General features: G+C 74.6%; 16 protein-coding genes. 2 read left to right on the forward strand and 14 right to left on the reverse strand.

What is annotated here, in order from left to right; genetic code table 11:
* The first annotated feature begins 7 nt into the window (after window positions 1–7).
* Window positions 8–961: an AraC family transcriptional regulator gene (locus DMP17_RS26425; protein WP_226354404.1), complete on the forward strand. Its 954-nt coding sequence runs from the start codon at window positions 8–10 to the stop codon at window positions 959–961.
* Here DMP17_RS26425 and DMP17_RS26430 read toward each other — a convergent pair.
* From DMP17_RS26430 to DMP17_RS26455, 6 genes are all read right to left on the reverse strand, one after another.
* On the reverse strand, window positions 897–1,439 hold the full coding sequence (locus tag DMP17_RS26430; protein WP_226354405.1) for an SCO family protein: 543 nt from the start codon (window positions 1,437–1,439) through the stop codon (window positions 897–899). The genes DMP17_RS26425 and DMP17_RS26430 overlap by 65 nt on opposite strands.
* Window positions 1,436–2,899 (reverse strand): linalool dehydratase/isomerase domain-containing protein, encoded by a 1,464-nt coding sequence (locus DMP17_RS26435; RefSeq protein WP_226354406.1) that lies wholly within the window; start codon window positions 2,897–2,899, stop codon window positions 1,436–1,438. Before DMP17_RS26435 ends, DMP17_RS26430 begins: the two co-directional genes overlap by 4 nt.
* Window positions 2,900–3,035: 136 nt before the next feature.
* On the reverse strand, window positions 3,036–3,617 hold the full coding sequence (locus tag DMP17_RS26440; protein WP_226354407.1) for a peroxidase-related enzyme: 582 nt from the start codon (window positions 3,615–3,617) through the stop codon (window positions 3,036–3,038).
* Window positions 3,618–3,643: 26 nt separating this feature from the next.
* Window positions 3,644–4,303 carry a response regulator transcription factor gene (locus DMP17_RS26445; RefSeq protein ID WP_073576097.1) on the reverse strand — a complete coding sequence of 220 codons (660 nt, stop codon included), beginning with the start codon at window positions 4,301–4,303 and terminating at the stop codon, window positions 3,644–3,646.
* Entirely contained in the window at window positions 4,300–5,613 is a 1,314-nt protein-coding gene (locus DMP17_RS26450; RefSeq protein WP_337830927.1) for a sensor histidine kinase, read from the reverse strand. Before DMP17_RS26450 ends, DMP17_RS26445 begins: the two co-directional genes overlap by 4 nt.
* 35 nt (window positions 5,614–5,648) lie before the next feature.
* A complete protein-coding gene (locus DMP17_RS26455) occupies window positions 5,649–7,628 on the reverse strand; it encodes a serine hydrolase domain-containing protein (RefSeq protein WP_337830928.1) in 1,980 nt (659 codons plus the stop codon).
* 122 nt (window positions 7,629–7,750) lie between these two features.
* Between DMP17_RS26455 and DMP17_RS26460 the strand changes: the two genes are divergently transcribed.
* Entirely contained in the window at window positions 7,751–8,089 is a 339-nt protein-coding gene (locus DMP17_RS26460) for a DUF3024 domain-containing protein (protein WP_208822755.1), read from the forward strand.
* Window positions 8,090–8,092: 3 nt separating this feature from the next.
* Here the strand turns inward: DMP17_RS26460 and DMP17_RS26465 are convergent, their stop codons facing one another.
* From DMP17_RS26465 to DMP17_RS26500, 8 genes are all read right to left on the reverse strand, one after another.
* Window positions 8,093–10,186, reverse strand: a complete 2,094-nt coding sequence (locus tag DMP17_RS26465) for a hypothetical protein (RefSeq protein WP_226368021.1) — start codon at window positions 10,184–10,186, stop codon at window positions 8,093–8,095.
* Between the two features lie 348 nt (window positions 10,187–10,534).
* Entirely contained in the window at window positions 10,535–10,714 is a 180-nt protein-coding gene (locus DMP17_RS26470) for a YbdD/YjiX family protein (RefSeq protein WP_073576102.1), read from the reverse strand.
* Window positions 10,711–12,894, reverse strand: coding sequence for a carbon starvation CstA family protein (locus DMP17_RS26475; protein WP_337830929.1), 2,184 nt, complete (start codon window positions 12,892–12,894; stop codon window positions 10,711–10,713). Before DMP17_RS26475 ends, DMP17_RS26470 begins: the two co-directional genes overlap by 4 nt.
* Before the next feature lie 176 nt (window positions 12,895–13,070).
* Window positions 13,071–14,246 carry an MFS transporter gene (locus DMP17_RS26480; protein WP_337832737.1) on the reverse strand — a complete coding sequence of 392 codons (1,176 nt, stop codon included), beginning with the start codon at window positions 14,244–14,246 and terminating at the stop codon, window positions 13,071–13,073.
* Window positions 14,132–14,440: a hypothetical protein gene (locus DMP17_RS26485; protein WP_337832819.1), complete on the reverse strand. Its 309-nt coding sequence runs from the start codon at window positions 14,438–14,440 to the stop codon at window positions 14,132–14,134. The genes DMP17_RS26480 and DMP17_RS26485 overlap by 115 nt, the downstream gene beginning before the upstream one ends.
* 202 nt (window positions 14,441–14,642) lie before the next feature.
* Window positions 14,643–16,469, reverse strand: coding sequence for a phosphoenolpyruvate carboxykinase (GTP) (locus tag DMP17_RS26490; RefSeq protein ID WP_226354414.1), 1,827 nt, complete (start codon window positions 16,467–16,469; stop codon window positions 14,643–14,645).
* Between the two features lie 387 nt (window positions 16,470–16,856).
* Window positions 16,857–17,210, reverse strand: a complete 354-nt coding sequence (locus DMP17_RS26495) for a hypothetical protein (RefSeq protein ID WP_226368023.1) — start codon at window positions 17,208–17,210, stop codon at window positions 16,857–16,859.
* Between the two features lie 204 nt (window positions 17,211–17,414).
* Entirely contained in the window at window positions 17,415–19,034 is a 1,620-nt protein-coding gene (locus tag DMP17_RS26500) for an MFS transporter (protein ID WP_337830930.1), read from the reverse strand.
* Between the last annotated feature and the right edge of the window lie 97 nt (window positions 19,035–19,131).

The raw sequence follows: 19,131 nt of genomic DNA on the forward strand, positions 1-19,131 counted from the left end.
TCGCGGGATGTACTCGGCGACGGCCTCCTCCTTCGACGAGTGGAGCGCGATCGCCGAGACCGGCTTCGTCCCACTCCGGGTGCAGCCACCGGGCGGGCGGCCCGCGGCCTTCCGCGGCGAGCTCGTCGGGCGCGGGCTCGACGCCCGCCTGGACGTCTCCCGGATCACCGCCGACCCGTGCCGCATGACCCGCTCCGGGTCGCTCGACGACGCGCCGGACACGCTGTTCCTCTCGATCCAGGGCAGCGGCTCGGTACGCGTGTCGCAGGCGGGGCGGGTCGCCCGGGCCGTCGCCGGTGAGGCCGTGCTGTACCGCAGCCGCGACCGGCTGTCGCTGGTGTGCGAGCAGCCGACCACCTGCCTCACCCTCCAGGTGACGGAGGAGTGCGCGGAGCTCGACGGGGCGGCCGTCGCCGCGGCCCTCGCGCGCACGATCCCGGCCTCGACACCGGCACTGCGCGTACTGGCCGCCACCCTCGCCACGCTCGAGCAGACCGCCGACGGCCTGGACCCGGTGCCGGCCGCCCGGATGTCGTCGGCGGTGCTGCAGATGCTCGACGCCCTGCTCGGCTCGCTCGACGGCACCGAGGCGCTCCCGACCGGCCCGGTCGCCCTCGCCGCGACGATGCAACGGTTCGTCCTGGACCACCTCACCGACCCCGGCCTGTCCGTCGACGCCGTCGCCCGGCGGTTCGGGGTCTCCGGCCGCTACGTGACACGGGTGTTCGCCGACGCGGGCCGGCCGCCACCCGCCACGTTCCTGCGCGAGGAGCGTCTGCGGCGGGCCGTCCGGCTGCTCGACGGGGAGCACCGCCCGACGGTCGCCGCCGTCGCCGCGCGGTGCGGGTTCGCCGACACGACCACGTTCACCCGGGCCTTCCGGCGCCGCTACGGGGTCACCCCGGGGGCGTGGGGCCGTCCGGGGGCGTCCGACCGGCAGGTCGGGTCCCCGCGGCCGTGAGTACGGCCGCCAGGTCGGCGGCGATCGACGCCGCGTCCCGGGTGTCCGGCCAGAACCGGGCCGGGACGGCGGCGGGGTCGAGCAGGTAGGTCATCGCGGTGTGCTGCACGTCGTAGCCGTCCGGGGTGTCGCGGCGGCGGGTGAAGACGCGGAAGGCCGCCGCCGCGTCGCCGGTCTGCTCCGCGGTCCCGGTGAGTCCGGTGAACCGGGGGTGGGTGGCCGCGAGGTGGCTCCGCAGCCGGTCCGGGGTGTCCCGGCCGGGGTCGACGGTCACGTACAGCGGGACCAGCTCGGCGGCCGCCGCGCCCAGCCGGTCGAGCACGTCGTCGAGCAGGTCGAGTGCGCGGGGGCAGACCACCCGGCACGCGGTGAACCCGAACCGGACCAGCTGCCAGCGCCCGCGGTAGGTCGCCTCGGTGACCGGGACGCCGTGGTGGTCCACCAGCGAGTAGGTCGCGCGGATCGGCGGCGCGGTCACGGCGCGGCCACCAGGTCGACCGCCGCGCCGTCCGGCACCGCCAGCACCGACGGGGTGCGCGGGGTGACCTCGGTGCCGTCCAGGCGCAGCCGGGTCCCGGGTGCGAGGCCGGCGAGGGTCACGGTGCCCCCGCCGGGGACGCTCCGGTCGCGGCGCAGGCGGGCGTGCAGCACGCCGTCGACGACCTCGGCCCGGCTGACCTCGACGTCGCGGTCCACCTCGGCGAGCCGGGGCGCGTCGTGGTGCCCGGCCGGCCAGGGGTCGCGGTAGAGGCCCCGCAGGCCGTCCTCGACGTTGAGCCGCGCGTAGCCGAGCAGGACGTTGCCGGTCATCGGCTCGATCTCGGTGCGCCGCCCGTCGGCGTCGTGGGGTGTGTCGTTGCGCGGGTAGTACAGGCCGCCGTCGCGCTCGGTCGGGGCCATGAACCGGTCGGCGTGGGCGAGCAGGCCGTCGAGGGTCTCCCGGTCGCCCATCTCCGAGGCCCAGGCCGCGACCCAGCCGAAGTCGCAGGTGTCGGACACGATCTCCTGTCCCATGACCTGACGGGCGGGCGCGGAGGGCACCGAGAACGTGCCGTCGGGACCGGGTTCGAGGAAGTCGGCGACCTGCCGCCGGTAGTGCCGGCGCACGAAGTCGCCGTTCCAGGTGTTCATCAGCGCGCCGCACCACGCGTCGGCCCAGGGCGAGGGGAGGTCGTTGGGCCGCACCTCACGGGTGTCCTCGGAGATCATCATGGCGTAGTGGCCGCCCTCGTCGAGACGGCCGAAGTCGGCCCACGCCTTCTCGTAGCCGGCCACGACCTCGTCGGCGCGGGTGCCGCCGGTGATCTGGTCGTGCAGCCGGAACCCGAGGATCGCGGGCTGGTTGCAGATCTGGAACACGCAGTTCGGCTCGCACGCGACGCCGAGGTAGCCGGTCTCGACCATCTGCCAGTACAGGTGCTCGGTCAGCGAGTCCCGGTCGTAGGCGAACCGCTTCTCCTCCCCGCCCCAGAAGAACGACCAGTGCCGGAAGGTGAGCGAGCCGGGGGCGGCGAAGTGGTCCGAGCCGAAGAGCTGGTCGTGCAGCGTGGCGCAGGACTGCACGTACGCCGAGTACATGATGTTGTCCCGGACCACCGGGTCCCACTGCTCGGTGTAGCCGTCGGAGAGGTGGGCGTTGAACACCGAGCCGCCGCGCGAGACGTCGCGCCAGTAGAGCCACACCTCGGGCTCGAGCAGCTTCTCGACCAGCCGGCGGATCGTGGGGGCGAACAGGCCGGGCGCCGCGGGCAGCCGGTGCCGGTGGGTGAGGGCGAGCCCGTAGACCATGTAGGCGAGCTGGAAGCGGTAGCCGCCGAAGTCGTCCTGGCTGACGCCCTTGCCGTGCATCAGCGACCAGTCGTTGGGCAGCTGCCGGGACAGGTTGTCCCAGTGCCGCAGGTGGCCGAGCTGCTCGCGGGTCAGGATCCCGTGGGACACCGTCGTCCTCCCTCCGGCGGCCGCCCACGCGGTCCGCCGCGCCGGACCCTAGGCCGGTCCCCGGCAGCCGGGCCGTCGTTCCCGGAACCCGGGCAGGGCGTTCCGGGAACACCGGCCGCGGCGGCGGACCGGGCCCTCAGCTGCGGGGGATGCGCCCCATCAGGAAGAACTCCGGGTTCGGGCGCAGCGCGGTCAGGTGCGCGAGCCGGTTCGACATCGCGAACAGCGCGGTGATCGCGCCGACGTCCCAGATCTCGTCCTCGGACAGCCCCGCGGCGCGGGCGTCGTCGAGGTCGGCCTCGGTGAGCGCCTCGGAGTTCCGGGCGACCAGCAGGGCCAGGTCGACGATCGCGCGCTCGCGCTCCGACAGCTCGACGGCGTAGGGGTTGGTCGCGACGCGCTCGGCGATCTCCGGGTCCTTGTAGCGGACCCGGAGGATCGCGCCGTGCGCGACGACGCAGTAGGTGCAGTTGTTCGCCCCCGAGGTGGCGACGACGACCAGCTCGCGCTCGGCCTTGGACAGTCCGTCGTCGGAGTCCATCAGCGCGTCGTGGTAGTCCAGGAACGCCCGCAGCTCCCGCGGGCGCCGCCCCAGTGCGCGGAACACGTTCGGGACGAACCCCGACCGCTCCGCGATCGCGCCGATCCGCTCCGCCAGGTCCGGCGGGAGCCCGTCGGGGTCGACGTGCCCGAACCTGCTCACCTCGTGCTGTGCCATGACGCGGACGCTAGCCGTCCGGGCCGTCAACCGGGAGCGGCGACGCCGGTCCGGTAGGCCCACACCACGGTCTGCAGCCGGTCCCGCGTCCCGATCTTCGCCATCGCCCGGCCCAGGTGCGACTTGACCGTGGACGTCTCGACGACCAGCTCGTCGGCGATCTCGGCGTTGGACAGCCCGCGGGCCAGCATCCGCACGATCTCGGTCTCGCGCGGTGTCAGCGGGGCGACCCCGCCGTCCGGTGCGGCGTCCGGGGCCGGGCGGCGACGCGCGAACTCGGCGATCACCCGGCGGGTGACGGTCTGGTCGATCAGCCCGTCGCCGCGGGCGAGGCGGCGGACGGCGTCCACGAGGTCGTCGGGGTGGGTGTCCTTCAGGACGAACCCGCTCGCGCCCGCCTCCAGCGCGCCGAACACGTAGTCGTCGAGGTCGAAGGTGGTGACGACGAGGACCGCCGGGACCGGGTCGTCGAGGCCGGTGATCTCCCGGGTCGCGACGAGCCCGTTGCCGCCGGGCATCCGGACGTCCATGCAGACCACGTCGGGCCGGTGCGCGCGCACCAGCGCGACGGCCTCCGGCCCGCTCGACGCCTCGCCGACGACCTCGACGTCACCGGCCAGCTCCAGGAACATCCGGAACCCGGCCCGGACCACCGCCTGGTCGTCGGCCAGCACCACCCTGATCACGCGCGTCCCCCTCCGGTCTCCGGGCCGGGATCGTGCGGGACGACCAGGCGGACCCGCCAGCCGTCGTCGCCGGTCCGGCCCGCCTCGAACGTCCCGCCGACCAGCTGCGCCCGCTCGCGCATCCCGGCCAGCCCGAACCCGCGGGTACCCGGGGCACCCGCGGACGGTGCCGGGGTGCCGCGTGCGGGCCCGTTCACCACCTCGACGGCGACCCGGCCGTCGGCGTGGGTCACGGTCACCCGGACCGGGGCGCCGGGGGCGTGCTCACGGGCGTTGGCCAGTGCCTCCTGCGCCACCCGGTAGCAGGTGACGTCGGCGACCGGGGACGGCTCGCCCGGGTCCCCGCGCCGGACCAGCTCCACCGGCCCGCCCAGCTCCCGGGCCTGTTCCACGAGCCCGTCGAGCTCGGCGAGACCGGGGACCGGGGCGTCGGCCTCGGCACCGCCCGCGCCCGGCTCCCGCAGCGCCCCGACCACCAGACGCAGGTCGTGCAGGGTGCGGCGACCCTGCTCCCGCAGCCGCGACGCCGTCCGGCGCGCCTCGTCCGGGTCCCGGTCCACCAGCCGCTCGACCACCGCGGCCTGCACCACCATCGCCGACAGGTGGTGGGCGGCGACGTCGTGCAGCTCGCGGGCCATCCGGGCCCGCTCCCGGGCGACGGCGGCGTCCGCCCGTTCCCGGTACGCCGCGACGACACCGGCGGTGTGCACCCGGTCGAGCTCGGCGTAGCGACGCCGGGTCCGCAGGTACACGCCCAGCAGCAGCGGGCCGCCGTAGACCAGGACCGCCGACAGCACCTGGGCGACGACCAGCCCGACAGCGCCGAACAGCGCGTCGCCCGGCGGGCGGACCGCGATCCCGGTGAGCACCACGGCCGTCTCGACGACCGCCGCGACCCCGACCAGCACCCCGGCCCGCCACGCCGGGAGCCGGGACCCGCAGGTGCCGGCCGCGACCGCCGTCGCGGGGCCGCGCAGCGCCGCGCCCACCGGCAGCACGACGACGTTCACCAGCTCCAGCCCGACCGTCAGCGCCAGGCAGGCCGCCGGGGCGGTGCGGCGCAGCGCCAGCAGCAGGTTCTGCACGGTTACCACCCCCAGTGCCAGCGCCGCCGTGCCCGGCGCGAGGCCCAGCTCCGCGGCCGGACCCGGTGCCAGCACCACCGGGGCGACCACCGCGAGCGTCCCGGCCGCGACGAGCACGGCCAGGGCGGCGTCACGGCGTCGCGGTCCGGCCAGGCCGAGCGCGGTGAGCCGGGCGTCGAGCCGTTCCGCGCCCGTGCGGGGCGGCGGTTCGGGGTGCGGGTGCATGGGGTCTCCGGCCTCGGGTGGGGTGATCGTAGGGCTCAGTAGGTGAGGCTCGGCAGCAGCAGGCCCGCCACGACCGCCACCACCGCGACGCCGGCCAGCGCGACCAGCAGCAGCACCCGGCCGGTCACCGGCCATGCGCCGGCCCGGGCGCGCAGCGCGGTGACCACCCCGGCCGCCGCGACGGGCACGCCCGCCAGCCCGATCCACTGGAGCACCTGGAGCCCGCGCAGCACCGGGAGCGGCACGTCACCCAGCGACGCGATCGCGAGCACCGAGACCACCCAGCCCGTGAGGGCGACGAGCACGGCCGCCGCCGCGGCCCGGGTGAGGCCGTGCAGGACCCGGTCGGTCCGCGGCCGTGCCGCGACGACCACGCCGTACCGGCGCCGCCACAGCGCCCCCGCGGGCCAGGCGACCAGCGCGCCGAGCAGCACCACGACCGAGCCGGCCAGCACCGTGCCGAGCAGCGCCGCGTCGCGCAGCGGGCCGACCGGCAGCTCGGTGAACGCCGCGTCGTGGCCCAGCGCGGTGACCCGGCCGTCGGCGTCGGTGCGCACGGTCAGCAGCCGCTGGCCGCCTACCTCCCGCCACAGCCCGGGCCGGACCTCGGCGTAGGCGGCCGGGCGGACGTCGTTCGGGGCGGGCGAGACCAGCAGCGTGCCGTCCGGGCGGGCCGCCACCCGCATCTGCCCCAACAGGTTCATCGCCCCCATGAAGGTGCTCGCCGACCGGCGCGCCGACTCGTAGGTGCCCGCGATCGCGGCGGCCCGGGCCGGGGTGCCGGCGTCCGGGGCGGGCGCCGGGCCCGCCGCGCCGGGCAGGTAGCGGTCGGTGAACCCCTCGGTCACCGCACGCCGCAGCTCCAGCGTGTCCGCGCCGCCGCGACCGCTGCTGTTCGTCGTGACGAACACGCCGATCCGCTCGGCCGGGTACAGCTGCAGGTGCGAGTGGAACCACTGGGTGTCGCCGCCGTGGCCGAGGACGAGGTGGCCGTTGCGGCTCTCGTCGAACAGGCCGGGTGCCATCCGCGGGCCGTCGGCGAGCGCGCCGAGGGTGTCCGGGCCCAGCGCCGGGCGCTGCATCAGCGCCCATGCGGCGGGGGAGAGCAGCGGGGTCGAGCCCGCCGCGCCGAGCAGGGCGGAGGCGAACCGGCCCATGTCGGTGGCCGAGGCGCTGAGCGATCCGGCCGGGGCCGGGCTGACGATCTCGAACGGCGCCGGCGGGGCGTCGACGCTGGTGTAGCCCTCCGACATCGCCCCGGCGGCGGCCGCGGGCAGCGGCTGGTCGAAGGTCGCGGTCGTCATGCCGGCGCGGTCGAGCACCTCGCGCTGCACGTAGCGCTCGAAGGGCTCCCCGGTGACCCGCTCGACGACGTGCCCGGCCAGGCCGTAGCCGTAGTTGGAGTACGACGGCACGGTGCCGGGGGTGCCGACCTGCTCGGGCGGGTCGGTGGCGAGGAACTCCCGCAGCGACGGACCACCCGGCGCGGTGCGGATGAGGCCGCGGATCTGCTCCTCGAAGCCCGCGGTGTGGCTCAGCAGGTTCCGCAGGGTCACCGGGCCGCGGGGCATCGGCACGTCGATGTCGAGGTAGCGGCGGACGTCGGCGTCGAGGTCGACCAGGCCGCGGTCGGCGAGCTGCAGCACGGCGACCGCGGTGGCCACCTTCGACACCGACCCGACCCGGAACAGCGTCCGGTCGGGGTCGACCGGCCTGCCCGGTCCGGCCGAGCCGTAGCCGCGGGTGGCGAGGACCTGCCCGTCGCGGACGACGGTGACCGCGGCCCCGGCGATCCCGGCCCGGTCGAGCGCGGCGGGGACGAGGCCGTCCAGCCAGGCGTCGACGTCGGCCGGGGTGAGCGGGGCGGTCGGGACGGCCGCCCGCGGGGCCGGGTCGGGGGCCGGGGCGGCCGGGGCCGCGCAGCCGCCGACCAGGGCCGCGACCAGCACGACGAGCAGGGCGATGGCGGCGGAGCCGCGGCGGGGCGGGCCGCCGGTCCGGCGTGCGGTGATCATGCCGTCGAGCCTCGCCGGAACGGGTCCCCGGCACATCGGGCGCAGGTCGGCACTGCGGCCTACGACCTCCGACGGAGGCCGCCCTTCCCCGCGCGAGGCCCGATCGGGGACCATGTCGCGCCATGGGAGTCCCGGAGCAGGTCCGCACGCAGCTCGCGACCTGGTGCACCGAGCAGGTACCCGACGGCGAGAGCGACCGGCGCCGGATCGCCTACACCACGGCCGGCAGCACCGTTACGATCCTCGACCGGCGGCCGCCCGCCTTCCCGGAGCTGGGTGCGGCGTGGTCGTCGACGGCGCTGGCGCAGCTGCGGGCCGACGACCCCGGGCCTGGCAGCTGGACGCTGTACCGCGTCGCCGACCCCGGCTCGGGGCAGCGCTGGCAGCCGGCGGGGCCGCCGGACACCGACCCGTTCGTGCTGCTCGCGCAGGTCGCCGACGGGATCCGCGCGAGCAGCTGACGCTCAGTCCTCCCGGCCGCCCGTGACGGCCGGGCGCGGGCCCGGGGCCATCGCCGACGGCGTCGACGGGCGGGACGGCGCGTCGTCACGCGGCGCCGTGTCCGACCCGCGCGGGGCCGGGCGCGGTGCGGGCACCGGCGTCTCGACCGCCTCGTGGGCGGTGACCGGTCCGGCCTGCGCCGGGACGGCGACCGGGACCTCCGGTGCCTCCGCGGCCGTACGGGCGGCGGGCACCGACGACAGCGGCGGGACGACCGGGACCGCGGGGTCCGGCCGCACGGCGGCGGTGCGGTCCCCGGTGCCGCGCAGGAACCGCGCCGATGCCTGGTTCAGCACCTCGAGCAGGGTCGTCCCGGACGAGGCGGCCCGCGGCTCGTCCCCGACGACGGCGAGCATCCGCGGCGCCGCCGCGGTCAGCAGCAGCCCGTCGGCCTGCATCGCACCCGCACCCAGCACGACCACCAGGTCGGCGGTGTCCGCCGGGGGCAGCGTGCCGAGGACGTCGTCGACGGGCTCGGCGACGACCAGGCCGAAGCCCGGGACGCCGCGGCCCGCGTCGGCCGCCCAGGTCTCGGCGAGCTGCGGATGGGTCCCGGCGAGCTCGCCGAGCAGCCGGTCCAGCTCGTCGCGGTCGGCGACCTCGCGCCGGGCGCGGTCGAGCTCCTCGCACGCGTCGGTGTAGGCCTGCGGGTCGTGCGCCCGCAGCGCCGCGACGACGGCCTCGTGCTCCGGGGCCCGTGCCCCGTCGGGCACCCGGTCGGCGCAGGTGGCGGCCAGGCGCTCCAGCTCGTCGGCGGCCTCGGCGGGGTCGCCGTGCTCGTCGTAGTCGACGATCGCGCGGGCGACCCGCTCCGCGGCGGCCAGGTCCGGCACCGAGACCGGGGAGTCCTGCTGCAGGAACAGCACGTCGTGGCGGAGCGCGCCGACCGACCGTGCGGTCGCCGCCACCCGGTCCAGGGTGTCGGTGAGCGCGGGCAGCTCGGAGGGGTCCCGCGGGATCGGCAGCCCCAGCACCGAGCACAGCCGTGCGATCTCGTCGTCGCGGCGGGCCAGGTCGAGGTGGTGGACGATCGCGACCACGTGGTCGTAGTTCTGCGGGGCCTCACCGGCGACGCGGAAGCGGCGCAGGTGCGGCTCGGCGTCCTTCTGCTCCTGCGGGCGGAAGTAGGACCGGGTCCGGCCGCCGGAGTCGAGGAAGTCCAGGTAGCGGCGGACCACGTCGGCGCCGCCCTGGGGCAGCGGCTCCACGATCTCGATCGCGGGCCCCGCGGCGTAGCGGGCGCGGTCGTCGCGCTGCCGGGCGGAGTGGCCCTGGAGCGCCTCGAACTCGGCGCGCAGACCCTGGTGGACCAGGCGGCCGACGACCTCGCGCAGCCGGTCGGCGTCCGGGGCCGCGGCGATGGACTCCAGCGAGCGCAGCACGCAGCGGGCGACCTGGGTGACGGCCCCGCGCCGGTCGGCGTCGAGGTCGCGCAGCAGGCCGGGGACGATCCGGGCCTCACCGGTCTCGGCTCCGGCCACGACCCGTCCGGCCCGCTCGCAGCAGCCCGCGACGTCGGCCGGGTCGGGCATGCCGTCGGCGTCGGGGAGCTGCTGGCCGCGCCGGGCGGCGCGGTCGGCGCCGACCCGGGCGAGCAGGCGGCGCAGCCGCTGCAGCTCGGGGACCGGCAGCTCCGGGAACGACGTGGCGACGCGGCCCGCGACGCTCGCCGGCAGCGCGTCGTGCACCGCGGCGACGCGCTCGGCGGGCGCACCGGTCAGCAGGACGCGCATGCCGTAGCCGGTCAGCTCGGCCAGCGCCCTGGCGAGCTCGCCGGGGCTGGTGTCGGAGAGCACGACGAGCGGCTCCTCGGCCACCACGCCGAGCAGCGTCGACGGGTGGGCGGGGTCCTCCTCGGGGCGCGGCGGGGCCGCGGCCCCCAGCGCGGTCGACAGGGTCCGCAGACCGGCGGGCACCCGGCCGGCGCGCACGTCGCCGGTGATCCGCGCCGCCGCCGTCCGCGGTGCCGCGCCGCCGCGGCCGGCCGACGCCAGCCGTTCGACGAACGCGACGAGCGCGTCGATGTCCGTGTCCTCGGACACCCGGACGTCCAGCATCTCGCCTCACACCTCCGCCGTACCTGTGTCGTCGCCCCGGGGACGACGTTCACGGTGTGTATCGCCGTGGACGGCCCGGTGTTCCGCCTCCGCCGCGACTTTCCGGCCGGGACCGGTCGGCCACCGTCACGACGAGCGACGGAGCCGGGTCCCGTTCGGGGCACACGACGGGTGCGGGTTCGTCCACTCGGACGTCCCCGGTTCCCCGCGAGAGGCTACCTGCTGGGGCGCCACGCTGGGCCGATCTCGTCGACACCGTGCAACGACGCCCCCTTCGGCACCCTCCGCCGTCCACAGTGGGTGACCGAGTCCGTCCGGGCACTGCTCCATCGGAGTGAAATACCCGGGTCAGCAGCAGCGGGCGGACGGGACGCGGTCCTGACGGTCGGTCCGCTCCCGCCAGAACTCGCGCTCGCCCAGCACCGGCGCACCCGGATGGTGGGCCGCCCGATGGGCCAGGTACCGCTCGTAGTCGCGCTCCCCGGCGAGCTCGCGCAGGAACGTCCAGAACGCCCGGACCCGGCTCATCCGGAGCCCCCGGTCCGCGCGAGCTCGCGCTCCTCGCGGGTGGCGATGAGCCCGGCCGGCGCCTGGATCCGGGACTCGACGTACGGGTCCTCGGAGCCGCCGGGCAGCGGGCGTCCGCGCAGCGCGGCGACCCACACCCGGACCGAGTCGGCCAGCACGATCACGATGAGCACCGCGAACAGGGCGGTGAGCACGGTGTCGACGGTCGTGTTCACGACGACCTTCTGCATCGCCTCGACGGTCTTGGCGGTCCCCAGGCTCGTCTTCCCGGCGTCGAGGGCGGCCTGGTACTGGTCGCGCTGGGCCCAGAACCCGAGCTTGGGGTTGTCGGAGAAGATCTTCTGGTAGCTCGCGGTCAGCGTGACCACGGCGTCGAACACCAGCGGCACCAGCGTGATCCAGGCGTAGCGGGCCCGGCCGGTGCGGATCAGCAGCGTCGTGCAGACGGCCAGCGCAACCGCCGCGAGCAGCTGGTTCGCGATGCCGAACAGCGGGAAGAGCTGGTAGATCCCGCCCAGCGGGTCGTTGACGCCGGCGTAGAGCAGGTAGCCCCAGGCCCCGACGATGACCGCGCTGCAGATCCAGGCGCCCGGCCGCCAGCTCGTGTCGCGGAAGCGCGGCCAGACGTTGCCGATCGTGTCCTGCAGGATGAAGCGCCCGACGCGGGTGCCGGCGTCCACCGTGGTGAGGATGAACAGCGCCTCGAACATGATCGCGAAGTGGTACCAGAACGCGCGCATCGCATCGCCGCCGAAGACCTGGGAGAACACCGTCGACAGCCCGACGGCGAGCGTCGGAGCCCCGCCGGAGCGCCCGACCAGGGTCTGCTCCTCCACGGCCTGCGCGGCCGCGGTCAGGTCGGCGGGGGAGATGGTGAATCCGATCTGCTGCACCGCGGCGGAGGCGGTCTCGACGGTCGGCCCGAGCACCGTCGCGGGCATGTTCATCGCGAAGTACAGGCCGGGGTCGAGGATGCAGGCCGCGGCCAGCGCCATGATCGCGACGAAGGACTCGGTGAGCATCGCGCCGTAGCCGATGACCCGGATCTGGGACTCCTTCTGGATCAGCTTCGGCGTCGTGCCCGAGGCGACCAGGGCGTGGAACCCGGACAGCGCACCGCAGGCGATGGTGATGAAGACGAACGGGAACAGCGAGCCCGCCGCGACCGGGCCCTGCCCGTCGGAGGCGAACCGGGTCAGCGCGTCCATCTGCAGCGACGGCCAGGCCAGCAGGATCGAGGCGGCCAGCAGCACGACCACGCCGACCTTCATGAACGACGACAGGTAGTCGCGCGGCGCGAGCAGCATCCAGACCGGCAGCACCGAGGCGGCGAAGCCGTAGACCACCAGCGCGAGGGTCAGCTGGTTCGCGGTCAAGTGGAAGACCTCGCCCCACGACGAGTTCTGCACCCAGCCGCCGCCGACGATGGCCAGCAGCATCAGCGCGACGCCGACCACCGAGACCTCGATGATCTTCCCCGGTCGCAGGTAGCGCAGGTAGAAGCCCATGAACAGGGCGATCGGGATCGTCATCGCGAGCGAGAACGTGCCCCACGGCGAGTCTGCCAGGGCCTGCACGACGACCAGCGCCAGCACCGCCAGCAGGATCACCATGATCGCGAGGACGGCGACGATGGCCGCCGTCCCGCCGACCGGCCCGATCTCCTCGCGGGCCATCTGGCCGAGGCTGCGCCCGCTGCGGCGGGTGGAGAAGAACAGCGTGACCATGTCCTGGACCGCGCCCGCGAACACGACACCGACGATGATCCAGATCGTGCCGGGCAGGTAGCCCATCTGCGCCGCGAGCACCGGGCCGACCAGCGGGCCGGCGCCGGCGATGGCCGCGAAGTGGTGGCCGAACAGCACCCGGCGGTCGGTGGGCTGGAAGTCCTGCCCGTCGTCGAGACGCTCGGCCGGGGTGGCCCGGGTGTCGTCCACGCGCAGCGCGCGATGGGCGATGAAGCGGGAGTAGAAGCGGTAGGCGATCGCGTAGGAGGCGACCGCGGCGAACACCAGCCAGGCCGCGGAGATCTGCTCGCCGCGGGTGAACGCGACGATCGACCAGGCGATCGCCCCCACCACCGCCACCGCGACCCAGATCGCGATCTGCTTCGGGTCGCGACGACGGGCCGTGCCCGTCCCCCCGGCCCCTGGCTCTCCCGGTCGCTCCGTCGTGACCATGCCGCCCCCTGCTCGTGCACCGTGCGCGACCGACGCCGTCGTGGAGCCGGCCCGGTCGGGCACGTTACGTCGAGCAACGTTCGCTGTCACCGGTCGTGGGAACGCCGTTACCGAGTCTCGACCCGGGTCCCGTCCGCGGGGGACGGCGGACGGGACCCCGTGACGTGGTGCGCCGCTCAGCCCCGGGAGTCCTCCCCGATCCGGGTGATGTCGAGGTCGCGGGTCTCCCGCAGGAGCAGTACGGCGCCGCAGGCCGCGACGCAGACCCCGGCCGCGATGGACGACATCAGCACCCAGCCACCCCCGGCACCGGCGACGGCCGCGGCGACCAGCGGGGTGAACCCGCCGACGATCGACGCGACCCCCACCCCGAGCCCGATCCCGGTGACCCGCACCGTCGTGCCGAACATCTCGGAGAAGTAGGCCGGCACGACCCCGACGATCGCGGCCTGCCCGAACGACAGCGTCCCGAGCATCGCGGCCAGGATCAGCAGGAAGTTCCCGCTCGGCAGCACCGCGAAGAACGCGAACAGGAAGACGGCCTGGACGATCGCCCCGCCGATGAGCACCGGACGGCGGCCGACCCGGTCCGAGAGCGCGCCCCACACCAGGTTCATGGCGATGTTGGCGAGCGTGGTCAGCGTGACCGCGGAGACGACGAGCGCGGGCACCGACACGTCCAGGTTCGCCCGGGCGTAGGAGACCGAGTACACGGTGACCAGGTAGAACGCGATGACCTGGGCCGAGTAGACGACCACCGCGACCAGCGCGGGCCGGGCGTAGGTGCGCAGGACGCCGAGCAGCGGCAGGCGGGCCTGCACCGGCGCCGTGGCCGCGGGGCCCGCGGCGGGGTCGGCGACGGCGTCGACGAAGACCTCGGGCTCGGGCACCTTGCGCCGGATGACGAACCCGACCACCACGACGAGCGCGCTGAGCAGGAACGGCACCCGCCAGCCCCAGGCGAGGAACTGGTCCTCGGGCAGGGTCAGCACCAGGGCGAACACCCCGGAGCCCAGCGCGATCCCGGCCGAGGAGCCGGACATCGCGAACGCCCCGAAGAACCCGCGACGCCCGGGCGGCGCGTGCTCGACGGCCAGCGCCGACGCACCGCCGAGCTCGCCGCCGGCGGCCAGGCCCTGGGCCAGCCGCAGCACGACGAGGATCGCGGGCGCCCACACCCCGATCGCCGCGTGGGTCGGGAGCACACCGATGAGGAACGTCGCGACGCCCATCAACATCAGTGTTGCCACGAGGGCCGCCCGCCGGCCCATCCGGTCGCCGATGTGACCGAAGACGATGCCGCCGACGGGTCGTGCGAGGTAGGCGATCCCGAACGTCGCGAGCGCCAGCAGGTCCCCGCGGCCGGGTCGGCGTCGGGGAAGAAGACGTCGTTGAGCACCAGCGCCGCGGCGGTGCCGTAGATGAAGAAGTTGTACCACTCGACGACGCCGCCGATGAAGCTACCTGCGGCGGCGCGCGTCGAGGTGGCGGTGCCCGAGGGCTGCGTGCCGAGCGTCGTCGCGCCCGGGGCAGGGGTCCCGTCCATGCCGTGCCACTCCTTTGTGGTCGAGCCGGTCGGAGCCACCCGCGGGCTCCGGAAACGGACGCGACGAACAAACCACACCGCAGCGCACGAATCAACACTTTCGTTGACGACGCCGGTGTGGTCGGCACGCAGCACGGAGCCCCCGCACACCGGACGGCGTGCGGGGGCTCCGTGGGTCTCGCGCGGCCGGGGCCGCGGTGGGTCAGGCGCCGAGGCGCTGCTTCAGTGCCTCGAACTCGTCGCGGATCGAGGTCGGGAGGTTGTCGTCGCCGATCTTGGCGAACCACTCCTCGATCAGCGGGATCTCGGCCTTCCACTCCTCGACATCGACGGCCAGCGAGGCCTCGACGTCGGCGCGCTCGGCGTCGACACCGTCGAGGTCGAGCTGGTCGGCGGTCGGCACGAACCCGATGGGGGTGTCGACGGCGGCGGCCTTGCCCTCCAGGCGCTCGATGCACCACTTCAGGACGCGGCTGTTCTCACCGAAACCGGGCCACAGGAAGCGGCCGTCCTCGCCGCGGCGGAACCAGTTGACGTAGAAGATCTTCGGCAGCTTGTCCGCGTCCGCGCCCTTGCCGGTGTTGACCCAGTGCGCGAAGTAGTCGCCGACGTTGTAGCCGAGGAACGGCAACATCGCCATCGGGTCGCGGCGGACCTCACCGACCGTGCCGGCGGCGGCCGCGGTCTTCTCCGAGGACATCGTCGCGCCCATGAAGGTGCCGTGCTGCCAGCTGCGGGCCTCGGTGACCAGCGGGACCGTGGTCTTGCGACGGCCACCGAACAGGATCGCCGAGATCGGCACGCCCTTCGGGTCGTTCCACTCCGGCGCGACGACCGGGCACTGGTCGATCGGCACGGTGTAGCGGGAGTTGGGGTGCGCGGCCTTGGCGTCCGAGTCGGGCGTCCAGTCGTTGCCCTTCCAGTCCGTCAGGTGCTGGGGGTCGCCCTCGAGGTCCTCCCACCACACGTCGCCGTCGTCGGTCAGCGCGACGTTGGTGAACAGCGCGTTCCCGGCCTCGATGGTGCGCATCGCGTTCGGGTTGGTCTTCCAGTTGGTGCCCGGCGCGACGCCGAAGAACCCGAACTCGGGGTTGGTGGCGTAGAGCCGGCCGTCCTCGCCGAACTTCATCCAGGCGATGTCGTCGCCGACGGTCTCGGCGCGCCAGCCGGGCACGGTCGGCTGCAGCATCGCGAGGTTGGTCTTGCCGCAGGCGCTCGGGAAGGCGGCGGCGACGTAGTAGGCCTTCTCCTCCGGGCTGATCAGCTTGAGGATCAGCATGTGCTCGGCGAGCCAGCCCTCGTCGTGCGCCATGGCCGAGGCGATGCGCAGCGCGTAGCACTTCTTGCCCAGCAGGGCGTTGCCGCCGTAGCCGGAGCCGTAGCTCCAGATCTCCCGGGTCTCCGGGAAGTGGCTGATGTACTTGTCCTCGTTGTGCGGCCACGGGACGTCCGCCTGACCCTCGGCCAGGGGGGCGCCGATCGAGTGCAGGGCCTTGACCCAGCGGTCACCGGCCTCGTCGAGCAGCGGCAGGATGTGCGCGCCCATCCGGGTCATGATCTTCATGGAGATCACGACGTACTCGGAGTCGGTGATCTCGACGCCCAGCTTCGGGTCCTCGGCGTCGGTCGGGCCCATGCAGAACGGGACCACGTAGAGGGTCCGGCCCTTCATGCTGCCGCGGTACAGCTCGGTCATCGTCCGCTTCATCTCGGCGGGCGCGACCCAGTTGTTGGTCGGCCCGGCACCGCGCTCGGTCTCGGTACAGATGAAGGTCCGCTCCTCGACGCGGGCGACGTCGCCGGCGTCGGACGCGGCGTAGAAGGAGTTCGGCTTCTTCTCCGGGTCGAGCCGCACGATGGTGCCCTGCTCGACCAGCTGGTCGGTGAGCCGGGTCCACTCCTCGTCCGAACCGTCGCACCACACGACGCGGTCCGGGGCGGTCAGCTCGGCGATCTCCTGGACCCAGGCCGCGACGCCCTGGTTGGTGGTCGGTGCCTTGTCGGTGCCCGGAACGGTCGCTGCAGTCATGTCGTCCTGTTCTCCTCGCCGGCCCCGGCCCGTCACCGGGGGAACTACGACGGGCCCGCGACCGGAGTCGGCAACGGGCCCAGACGGGAAAAGGTGGTTTCCGAGGCTACCTGCGAAATAGTGCGCCACCCATGGGTGGAGTTGAGAGGTCAGGCACAGCACCGATCATGTAAATCGATCCAGTAGCCGACGGACGACGGCGATGTCCGCCCAGGTGACAGGCATGTCACACGAACGCAACCTGTTCCCGGTGACCGATTCGGCGACGATCCGTGACATCGGCACACACATTCCGGGAGAAGCGTCGCGGAAATTCACCCGCAGGCCGGAAGCGACCGTTTCAACGCGTTCCCGGAACCCACTTAGGGCTTTCAGGAACGGAAGTGGTCAGCGGGCGGAGGCGACGGCGCGCGCGAGCTCCGGGACCATGATCGGCAGCCGGTGCGCGGTCACCTGCCAATAGCGCGTGCCGGGATCACCGGCCCGCCAGGCGTCGGCGAGCCGGACGACGGCGTCCGGGTCGATCCGCCGGCGCGGCCGGGGCCGCATCCCGCAGCGCTCACGGACGCCGGCGTCGAGCGCACGCCAGGCGTCCTCGGCGGTGGTGTGGACCGAGACCTCCGGGCGGGCCGGGACGGCGTCGTGGTCCTCGGTGCCGGGATCCCCGGCGTCGCGGTCCACGGAGTCACCGGGGTGCTCCCCGAGCACCAGGGTGTAGGCGCTGACCACCTCGTACGGCACGGCTGTCTCCCGTGTGGAGTCGGCACCGGCAACCGGCACCGGTCGCCGCGGACGAGCCGTAGTGAACCAGCCGGGGCACACCGGATCCGCCGAACGAGCGTCCGACGGGGCCGCGCGTCGCCGGAACCACCCGTCCGGGCGGCCGGACGGTCACCCGTGACCGTCACGGGTGGTCACCCGATGCTCACACCCCGCGACGAGCGGTCAGCGGCGCGCGACCGCGTGCCCGGCGTCGGCGTCCACTGCGGAGGCACCGGCCGCCAGGACGTCCCGGTGCGCGCGGCGCAGACCGAGCCCGGCCGTCACCAGCACCACCGCGACGGCGACCGCCGCCACCCCGGACGCGACGTCCACCCCGTGCACGAACGCCTCCCGCGCGGAGGCCAGCAGGGCCGCCGCGGTGTCGGCGGGCATCGTCGTCGCGACGTCCGCCGCCCCGCCGAGGGTCTCCCCGGCCGAGGACGGCGTCCCGTCGGGGAGCACTACACCCGCCCGGTACACCGCGGACAGCACCCCGCCGACCAGCGCGGTGCCGAGCACCGCGCCGACCTCGTAGGCGGTCTCGGAGACCGCGGCCGCGGCGCCGGCCTTCTCCGGCGGGGCGGCGGCGAGGATCGCGTCGTTGGTGACGGTCTCGGACAGCCCGATCCCCGCGCCGATCAGCACCGCGGCCGTCATCAGCAGCACGACCGCCGAGTCCACCTGTAGGAACAGACAGACCACGTAGCCGGTCAGGACGAGCGCGAGCCCGGTCGCGACGAGCTGGTGCAACGCGAACCGGCGGGCCAGCCGCGCGGCGGCGAGCCCGGCCACGACCGTCACCACGAAGCCCGGCAGCAGGAGCAGGCCCGCCTGCAGCGGCGAGTACCCGACGACCAGCTGGAGGTACTGGGCGGAGAAGAACAGCAGCCCGGTGAGCCCGAACATGGTGGTGGCGTTGGCCAGCGCGCTGTGCCGGAGCACGGGGCGGGCGAACAGCTCCAGGTCGATCAGCGGGTCCAGGCCGCGCCGCACGCGTCGCCGGTAGTGGGCGACGAACGCGGCCCCGGAGCCGACACCCACCAGCACCGACGCGACGACGGCGGGCGTCACCCCGCCCGCGGACCCGGCCAGCTTGAGGGCCAGGACCAGCGGTCCCATCGTCAGCAGCGACAGCACCACACCGACCAGGTCGAGCCGGCCCGGCTCGGTCTCCCGCGACTCGGGCACCACCAGCGGCGCGACGACGAGCAGCAGCGCCATCGGCGGCACGCTCATCACGAAGATCGAGCCCCACCAGAAGTGCTCGAGCAGCAGCCCGCCGACGATCGGGCCGAGCGCCGCGCCCGCGGCGAACCCGGTCGCCCAGATCGCCAGCGCGAGCCTGCGGTGGGTCCGGTCGAGGAACACCGACCGCAGCAGCGCCAGCGTGGAGGGCATCAGCATCGCGCCGAACACGCCGAGCAGGGCGCGCGCCGCGACGAGCTGGGCGGCCGAGGTGGCGAACGCGGCGAGCAGCGAGACCGCACCGAAGCCGGCGACGCCGATCATCAGCAGCCTGCGGCGGCCGATCCGGTCGCCGAGGGTGCCCATGGTGACCAGCAGGCCGGCGAGCACCAGCGGGTAGATGTCGACGACCCACAGCAGCGTCGCCGCGTCCGGGCGGAGCGCGGCCGAGAGCTCCGGCAGCGCCACGCCGAGCACCGTGTTGTCGATCGACACCAGCAGCGTGGGGATGGCGAGCACCGCGAGCGCGAGCCAGGCGCGCGGCCCGGGTCGCGGCGCCACGTCCGGCCCGCCCCTGTCCATCGCCGCTTCCCCTGCGCCGACCTCCGGCCGTGACATCGCCGTTCTCCCTCGTACTCGTCGTCCCGTGGTGCCCTGATCCGGACGCAGCTTTACCGTCCGGACGGTACATCTTTATACCGTCCAGACGGTACAG

This window comes from Pseudonocardia sp. TMWB2A, assembly GCF_017312135.1.